The organism is Deferrivibrio sp., from assembly GCF_055117995.1.
In genome coordinates, this window is sequence record NZ_JBSQOT010000024.1 from 21589 (window position 1) to 30014 (window position 8426).

At 36.2% G+C, this 8426-nt stretch carries 7 protein-coding genes; 6 read left to right on the forward strand and 1 reads right to left on the reverse strand.

What is annotated here, in order from left to right:
• The first annotated feature begins 20 nt into the window (after nt 1–20).
• From aspS to ACTCAF_RS07535, 3 genes are all read left to right on the forward strand, one after another.
• On the forward strand, nt 21–1799 hold the full coding sequence (gene aspS, locus ACTCAF_RS07525; RefSeq protein ID WP_463062689.1) for an aspartate--tRNA ligase: 1779 nt from the start codon (nt 21–23) through the stop codon (nt 1797–1799).
• Between the two features lie 62 nt (nt 1800–1861).
• Entirely contained in the window at nt 1862–2692 is an 831-nt protein-coding gene (locus ACTCAF_RS07530; RefSeq protein ID WP_463062682.1) for a DUF4398 domain-containing protein, read from the forward strand.
• 51 nt (nt 2693–2743) lie between these two features.
• Nucleotides 2744–3481, forward strand: coding sequence for an SDR family NAD(P)-dependent oxidoreductase (locus ACTCAF_RS07535; protein ID WP_463062683.1), 738 nt, complete (start codon nt 2744–2746; stop codon nt 3479–3481).
• Nucleotides 3482–3521: 40 nt separating this feature from the next.
• On the opposite strand, the gene ACTCAF_RS07540 is transcribed toward ACTCAF_RS07535, so the two are convergent.
• The gene (locus ACTCAF_RS07540) at nt 3522–5483 is read right to left on the reverse strand and encodes a cation:proton antiporter domain-containing protein (protein ID WP_463062684.1); all 1962 of its coding nucleotides are present in this window, start codon (nt 5481–5483) and stop codon (nt 3522–3524) included.
• Nucleotides 5484–5594: 111 nt separating this feature from the next.
• On the opposite strand from ACTCAF_RS07540, the gene ACTCAF_RS07545 reads away from it, so the two are divergent.
• From ACTCAF_RS07545 to ACTCAF_RS07555, 3 genes are all read left to right on the forward strand, one after another.
• On the forward strand, nt 5595–6188 hold the full coding sequence (locus ACTCAF_RS07545; RefSeq protein ID WP_463062685.1) for a pyridoxal 5'-phosphate synthase: 594 nt from the start codon (nt 5595–5597) through the stop codon (nt 6186–6188).
• A gap of 12 nt (nt 6189–6200) precedes the next feature.
• The gene (locus tag ACTCAF_RS07550; RefSeq protein ID WP_463062686.1) at nt 6201–8018 is read left to right on the forward strand and encodes a menaquinone biosynthesis decarboxylase; all 1818 of its coding nucleotides are present in this window, start codon (nt 6201–6203) and stop codon (nt 8016–8018) included.
• Nucleotides 8019–8028: 10 nt separating this feature from the next.
• On the forward strand, nt 8029–8426 hold a 398-nt coding region (locus tag ACTCAF_RS07555), incomplete at its 3' end, for a LysE family translocator (RefSeq protein ID WP_463062687.1).

The window sequence follows — 8426 nt, forward strand, 5'->3', positions numbered from 1 at the left end:
AGGACACAGTGCTTACGCATATGGGTGATTGGAGAAGGACGCATAGTTGCGGTGAATTAACAGGAAAAGATGTTGGCAAAGAAGTAATATTAATGGGGTGGGTTCAAAGAAGAAGGGACCACGGCGGAGTTATATTTATAGACTTGAGGGATAAAGAAGGGATTACTCAAGTTGTTTTGAATCCGGAAATAAGTAACGATGCTCACATGCTTGGAGAAAATATTAGAAGTGAATATGTGATAGCTGTAAAAGGTAAGGTTGATAACAGACCTGAAGGAACAGTTAACGAAAAACTGAAAACAGGTGAGATTGAGGTGATTGTTAACGAGCTTAAGATTTTAAACAATTCACTGCCTTTACCGTTTTTAATTGAAGATGCCGTAAATATCGGGGAGGATATCAGGCTTAAATACAGATACCTTGATTTGAGGAGACCTTCCCTTAAGAATAACATAATTACAAGACACAAACTTACGAGGACTATCAGAGAGTATTTATACAGTAAAGGGTTTCTTGACATTGAAACCCCATTTTTGACAAAAAGTACACCAGAGGGTGCAAGAGACTATCTTGTGCCAAGCAGGGTAAACCCCGGTAAGTTTTATGCACTGCCACAGTCTCCTCAGATGTTCAAGCAGCTTTTGATGGTATCAGGCTTTGAAAGGTATTTTCAGATTGTCAGATGTTTCAGGGATGAGGATTTAAGGGCGGACAGACAACCTGAATTTACACAGCTTGATATGGAAATGTCTTTTATAGATAAAGAAGATTTGATGAAGCTTATTGAGGGACTTTTTGTAGAGATATTTGACAAAGTTGTTGGCGTTAAAATTCAAACCCCTTTTCCTGTAATGAGCTATGACGATGCTATGGAAAAGTATGGACACGATGCACCCGATACAAGATTTGAGATGCATCTTAAAACAATTACCGATTTGCTTAAAGATACCGAATTTAAAGTTTTCAGAGATGTCATCAAATCCGGAGGGGTTGTAAAAGCTATTAATGCAAAAGGAGCTTCCGATTTTTCCAGAAAGGACATAGATGATTTGACAAATTTTGTTACGTCACTTGGTGCAAAGGGGCTTGCATATATTAAGATTACAGAATCAGGCATGAATTCTCCTATATTAAAATTTCTTGGTGAAGATACTATAAATAATATAATCAAAGAGATGGACGGCAAGCCCGGGGATATAATTTTCTTCGGTGCTGGTGATAAGAAAACAGTTAACCTTTATATGTCAAAACTTAGACTTGAGCTTGGTAAACGTCTTGGCCTTATTGATAAAGGCAAATATTCTTTTGTGTGGGTAGTTGATTTTCCTCTTCTTGAATGGGATGAGGAGGAAAAAAGATTTGCTGCTGTTCACCACCCATTTACTGCTCCTCTTGATGAAGATGTAGAACTTTTTGATACTGACCCTGGCAAAATAAGAGCAAAGGCTTACGACCTTGTGCTTAATGGCTCCGAGATAGGTGGAGGAAGTATTAGGATACATAGAAGTGACATACAACAAAAGATGTTTGATACCCTGGGGCTCACAAAAGAAGAGTGCGAGCAGAAGTTTGGATTTTTTATAGAAGCACTTAAGTATGGGACTCCTCCTCACGGAGGTATTGCATTTGGTGTTGACCGAATAGCTTCTATTATTTGTAAAGCAGATTCTATAAGGGATGTTATTGCGTTTCCAAAGACACAAAAAGCAACTGACTTAATGTCCGATGCCCCTAATTATGTGGATGAAAAACAGCTTAAAGAGCTTTACATCAAGGTGGATATATTGGAAAAAGAATGATATTAATGGTTTGACAAGTAGCTATATGTGTGTTATCTTCAGAAAGAATTAAGGAGGTTGTTATGAAGAGAGTGACCAAAATTTTACTTGTAGTTTCAGTGTTGGCGTTTGCTGTTTCCTGTGCAAAACCACCTATGAAAGCTTATGATGATGCTCAGGCTGCACTTAAAGGTGCTCAGGGTTATAATGCTGAGAAATGCGCTCCAGCCGAATATGCTGAGGCAAACAAGGCATTTCAAAATGCTGAACAAAAGATGGAAGAAGCTAAGAATCATACATTTAAAGGAAAATATTACGATGAAGCTGAAGCAAGCCTGAATGAAGCTAAAGCAAAGGCTGCTGAGGCTGAAAAAATTGCTAAGGAAAGAAAGGAAGAAAATGATAAAGTTGCTATGAAGCTTGAAGAATATGGGAAAGAGATTGAGGCTTTGAAAGGGGATGCCACTAAGTATTCTTCAGTTACGTATACCCAATTAACTGAAAAGTACAACAGAGCGAAGGCCTATGTAGACGATTGTAAGCCTGAGGAGGCAAAAGCACTTATGGCTGAAATTGAAGAGCTTCTGAAGAAGAATAAGGAAGCTATAGCAGCTGCGAAGGCTGAAGAGATCAAACAGGCTATGTTGAAAGCAGAGGCTGAAAAGGCAAAAGAAGCTGAAATGTATACAGTTTCAAAAGGTGACAGTTTATGGAAAATTTCTGATAAAAAATATATGAACCCATTTATGTGGCCACTTATCTACTGGGCTAATAAAGACAAAATAAAAGACCCTGATCTTATATTTCCCGGTCAGATGTTTAAAGTAAGAAATGACTATACCGGTGTAGAAAAGGATGATGCTATAAAATTTTCCAAAAATAGAGGGCCATGGTCACTGTTTGATGGTAAATAAGACAAAGCCGACGAAAGTCGGCTTTTTTTGTATCAAAATAAGGGGTAAAAGATGAAAGTATTTGTTACAGGTGCAACATCAGGATTTGGTGAGGCGATAGCATACAAATTTATTGAAAATGGCCACGATGTGATTATTTCAGGGAGAAGGGCTCAAAGACTGAAAGATATTTCAGATAAAAAAGGGTGTGGTTTTGAGGAGCTGGATGTCACAGACAGAGATGCTGTGTTTAAAGTTTTTGAGAGACATAAGGATGTGGATCTACTTGTTAATAATGCTGGACTTGCGCTGGGGCTTGAGCCTGCCCACCTGACAAATATCGAAGACTGGGAAAGAATGATAGATACAAATATAAAAGGTGTTGTTTACTGCACAAGGGCAATATTGCCTTTTATGGTAAAAAGGAACAAGGGGCATATTATTAATATCGGCTCAGTAGCAGGTAGCTGGCCATATCCAGGGGGTAATGTTTATGGCAGCACAAAGGCTTTTGTCGCACAATTTTCAAGAAATTTAAGAAATGACTTATTTGGGACAAAGGTCAGATGTACAAACATTGAGCCAGGCATGGCAAATACCGAGTTTTCTACAGTCAGATTTAAAGGGGACAAAAATAGGGCTGATAAAGTTTACGAAAATACAAAGCCTTTGACTTCAGAAGATATCGCTGAAGCGGTGTATTGGTGTGCCACACTTCCGGAGCATGTTAATATCAACTCTATAGAGCTTATGAGTGTTTATCAGACATGGAATGCGTTTAGAATTTACAGGGATGAAAATATAGACTGACTTTAAGTTCACCAACTTTAATAGTTTTCTTTCTTATAGTTTAATCTACTACGAATATTTTTTTGAAATCGCTTATCTGTTTGCTGTTTCCAATTATTGCTATATTGTCACCTGCTGAGAAGATAAAGTCCTTGTCAGGGTTTGAAATTAGTGCCCCTTTTCTCAAAACTCCAATTATTGACACACCTGTCAGGTTGCGAATATTAAGCTCACTGATTGATTTACCGGAGAGGGAGCTATTGTCAGGGATTTTAAACCATGTTAAATCAAACAATTTGGAAGCAAGCTGAAGGTTTGTCAGCTCATCGTAATTATCTTTATTTTCATAAAGTGAAGAGTATAAATCTCTTCTTACCAAGTCAGTAAATTTTTGAATCTCAGACCTTGGAATATCATAGTGTATAAGTGCCTGCCTTGCAATTTCAAGGCTTGCTTCAAATTCAGGCTGGACAGCTTCATAAATTCCAAGCTCATTTAAAAGTTTTAAATGTTCGATACTGCTTGCTCTTGCAACAGTGTGAAGAGATTGATTAAGTTTTTTCACTTGTTCAACAATTGTTTTACTTATGATAATATTTGGGACGGTAATAAGCATCAAGTTTGCACTTTCAACCTTTGCAGCTTTTAATATAACTTCCTGTGAAGCATCACCGTAAATAACAGGATAATTTTTATTTTTGGCGCTTTCATATTTCCGATAATCCATTTCTATAAGGATAAAATCTATTTCAAATTTTGATAAAATTTCTGCAATATAGTTTCCAAGCCTTCCTGCTCCGGCAATAATAATGTGTTCAGAAATTTCATCATTAGGTATACTTATAGTGTGCAGAGGCTCTTTTTTGCTTGATTTTCTTCTCCACGCATATAAAGGAGCGGTAAAGTTAGATATGACAGGTGTTAACACCATGGTAATAATAGCTGTATTTAGAATCAGGTAATATAAATCTTGTGATATTGAGTTTGTACTGATACCTACCCTTGCAAGCACAAATGAAAATTCACCTACCTGAAAAAGACCAAGCCCAAGTGCAAAAGGGACTACATTGTGATATTTAAATATAAGTGCAAGACTTGAGAATATTGTGCCCTTGATTATGGAAATAAGTACAGCTGCTGCTATTACCATTTTCCAATGCTTAATAAGAAAGCTCGGGTCAAAAAGCATACCTACCGACACAAAAAACAACAAAACAAAAAGGTCACGCAAAGGGATAATATCGTTTAAGGCCTGATGTCCATAATCGGATTCACTCAAAACCATTCCTGCAACAAATGCTCCAAAGGCATAAGAAAGCCCGAAAATGTATGAAATATAGCCGATACCAAGCCCCATAGCGGTAATAGAAAGCAAAAATAATTCTCTTGAATTCCAGCTTGCAACATATTTAATGATTTTAGGAACAATCTTTGTCCCCAGAAAAAACATAAATACTAAAAACACTGCTGCTTTAATCCCTGCATACCCTAAAATACTTAAAGCATTTTGTGGATTATTGAGCTGAGGAAGTATGATAAGCATCGGCACCACTGCCAAATCTTGCACCAGAAGCATGCCAATCATTACTCTACTTGAGAGTGTCCCAAGCCTTTCCTGTCTCATTAATGTTTTTAACACGACCATTGTACTTGAAACAGAAATTGTCGCTCCAAACCAGATTGAGTTTACTTTATCAAATCCGAAAAACTGTCCCAATAAGTAGCCAAAAAGTGTAGTTAAGCCAACCTGAATAGGTGTACCGATGAGCGCTATCTTTTTTACAGGTTTTAATTCTTTTAAAGAAAATTCTATCCCGAGCGCAAAAAGCAGGAGTGCGACACCGATTTCGGCAAGAAGCTCGATATTATGTGTATCAGTTATGGTTAGCCAAGTAGTTGAAGGCCCAACAATAATCCCAGCTAAAATGTAGCCCAATATCAAAGGTTGTCTGAGCTGCTGAGCTATTATTCCGCCGATTAACCCCACAATAAGTATTATCGATATGTCAGTTACTATGCCCAATTTGTTATCTCCGATTTATTTATAATTTTTATTTTGTCAAACAAAGTTATTGCTACAAACCTTTCTTTTTTTTATCATAGCAAAATAACTTAAAAAACTCTATGAGGAAAAATGAGTATTTTACAAAATTTACCTGGTAGCCCTTTTACCCTATTTGAAAATTGGTTTTTGGAAGCTGTAGATAATAATATACTTGAGCCAAACAGCTTTACTCTTGCAACTGTAGGAAAGGATTTAAGACCATCCCAAAGAATCGTCTTACTTAAAAGCTATGATGATCAAGGTTTTTTATTTTTTACAAATACTGATACTAAGAAAGTCAGACAGATTAATGAAAATAGCTTTGTTTCAGCTCACTTTGCATGGCTTAAGCTTGAGAGGCAGGTCAGAGTTGAGGGAATTGTAAAAAGCATTTCCACGACAGAGCTCATAAAAACCTTTTTTAAAAGAGATTCGGGGTTAAAAAAAGGGGATTGGATTTCGGTCAAAAGCGATATTGTTACTTTCAGAAGGATAGTTGAGTCAAAATTTGATAATCTACGATTTAATCTAAATGGATTTAAAAATATTTCTATGCAGGACATAAGGTGTTATGTTATTGAGCCTGTATATTTTGAATTTTGGCAAGGGTGTGTTGACAAATTTTATGAAAGTGTCGAGTATGTTTTTGATGGAGAAAATTGGAATTTAAAGATAAATGATTGATGGAGAAAATATATGAATAGCTATGAAGTTATTGAAAAATTAAGAGAGCATGATCTCCTGAAAGTAATAGACAGTGAAGTGAATATTTATCTTGAGGCTGCTCACCTTGCATATATTGAGGTGAAAAAAGAGGATAGCAAGGCTCTTCTTTTTACAAATGTAGTGGATAGGAAAAGTGGTAAAAAATTTATTGAGCCTGTCTTGATGAATGTTTTTTGTAACTATAAGGCAGTTGAGCTTTTTATAGGTGATGTTGATAAAATTGCTGAAAGTATTGAAAAATTAATAAAAATGAAACCGCCTCTAAAGTTTACCGACAAAATATCGATGCTTAACGACCTTTTTGCTCTTAGAACTGTTTTTCCAAAAAGATTGAATAAAAAAGGGGAATGTCAGGAAATAGTAAAGTTGGGAAAAGATGCTAAGTTGAGCGATTTACCTATTTTAACTACTTGGGAAAAAGATGGTGGCCCGTTTATAACGATGGGGCAGGTTTATACAAAAAGTCTTGACGGGAAAATGAACAATCTCGGTATGTATCGCCTGCAGGTGTATGATGATTATACCTTGGGGATGCATTGGCAGATTCATAAGGATAGTAATCATTTTTTTCATGAATATAAAAAGGCAGGTAAAAAGATGCCTGTATCAATTGCAATAGGGGGTGACCCTTTGTATATTTGGTGTGGTCAAGCTCCTCTTCCCATTGGTGTATTTGAGCTTATGCTTTATGGTTTTATAAAAAAGAAGAGTGCAAGACTTGTAAAATCAGTCACAAACGATATTTATGTGCCTTATGACGTGGATTATGTAATTGAGGGGTTTGTTGACCCATCTAAATTGAGAGTAGAAGGCCCTTTTGGGGATCACACCGGATATTATACTCTTGAAGAGGAGTATCCCTTTTTGGAGGTGTCTGCAATTACTCAAAGGAAAAATCCCGTATTTGCTGCTACAGTGGTAGGAAAGCCCCCTTTGGAAGATAAATATATGGGCTATGCTACTGAAAGAATCTTTTTGCGCCTATTAAAGACGACTACGCCGGATTTAATAGATTATTATATGCCTGAAAATGGAGTGTTTCATAATTTAATCATTGCAAAAATAAAGACACTTTATCCAGGTCATGCTCAGCAGGTGATGCATGCTTTTTGGGGGGTAGGGCAGATGAGCTTTGTAAAGCATGCAATTTTTGTGGGTGAAAATGCTCCGGATTTACGAAGCAAGGAGATTATTCCTTATATCTTAAATAGGTTTAAAATTAAAAATATGCTTATTTCAAAAGGTGTTGTTGATGCTCTTGACCACAGCTCAGATGAGTTTGCTGTTGGCGGAAAATTAGGTGTTGATTGTACGGGAGAAGAAATCAGTGATGATAAGATTGAAATAATAAACGATGAGATTTTATTGAACAAGATTAAAGGGATTGTAAAAGATGTGGTTGATTTGCGGCAATATTATACTGATACAAAAAATCCTCTGTGTATCATTGCAGTTAAAAAAGCACGAAAGATGCAGCACCTTTTTGAAGATTTAAAAGGAGTGTTTAAATATATTAAAATCCTTATAATTGTTGATAGCGATATCAATGACATAGATAATCCGTATATGTTGTTGTGGCGGGTTGTCAATAATATTGACAGTAACAGGGATATTTTTGTTTATGAAAATACGGTTGGTATTGACGGCACAAACAAGGGTAAGATTGATAATTTTCCGAGAAGATGGCCTGATGATGTGCTTTGTACAGAAAGTGTCCTTGACAGCCTTAAAAATCGAGGTTTGACTGATATTGATGATAATTTTATAAAAAAGTGGGGACTTTTATAGGGGCTAATCAATGTTATGGATTTATAATTTTGAGACTTTTATTATTGCGAGCATTTTGCTCAACATGACGCCTGGGGTAGATACGTTTTATATTCTAAAGTATAGTGCTTCCCAAGGGAAGAAAGCAGGTTTTTGGGCAGCTTTTGGCATATTGTCAGGGATATTGTTTCATACATTTATGGCATCTGTTGGGCTTTCTGCATTGATAGTTAAATCTGCAACTGTTTATTCTTTTGTTAAAATTATAGGCTCGTTATATTTAATATATTTAGGGATTAGGATGTTATTGGAAAAAGGAAAAATTAGAGAAGAAACAGAAAATATAAGGTCTGAAGACACATTGAAAATATTTAGGCAGGGATTTTTGACCAATGCATTAAATCCAAAAGTTGCAATTTTTTTTCTTGC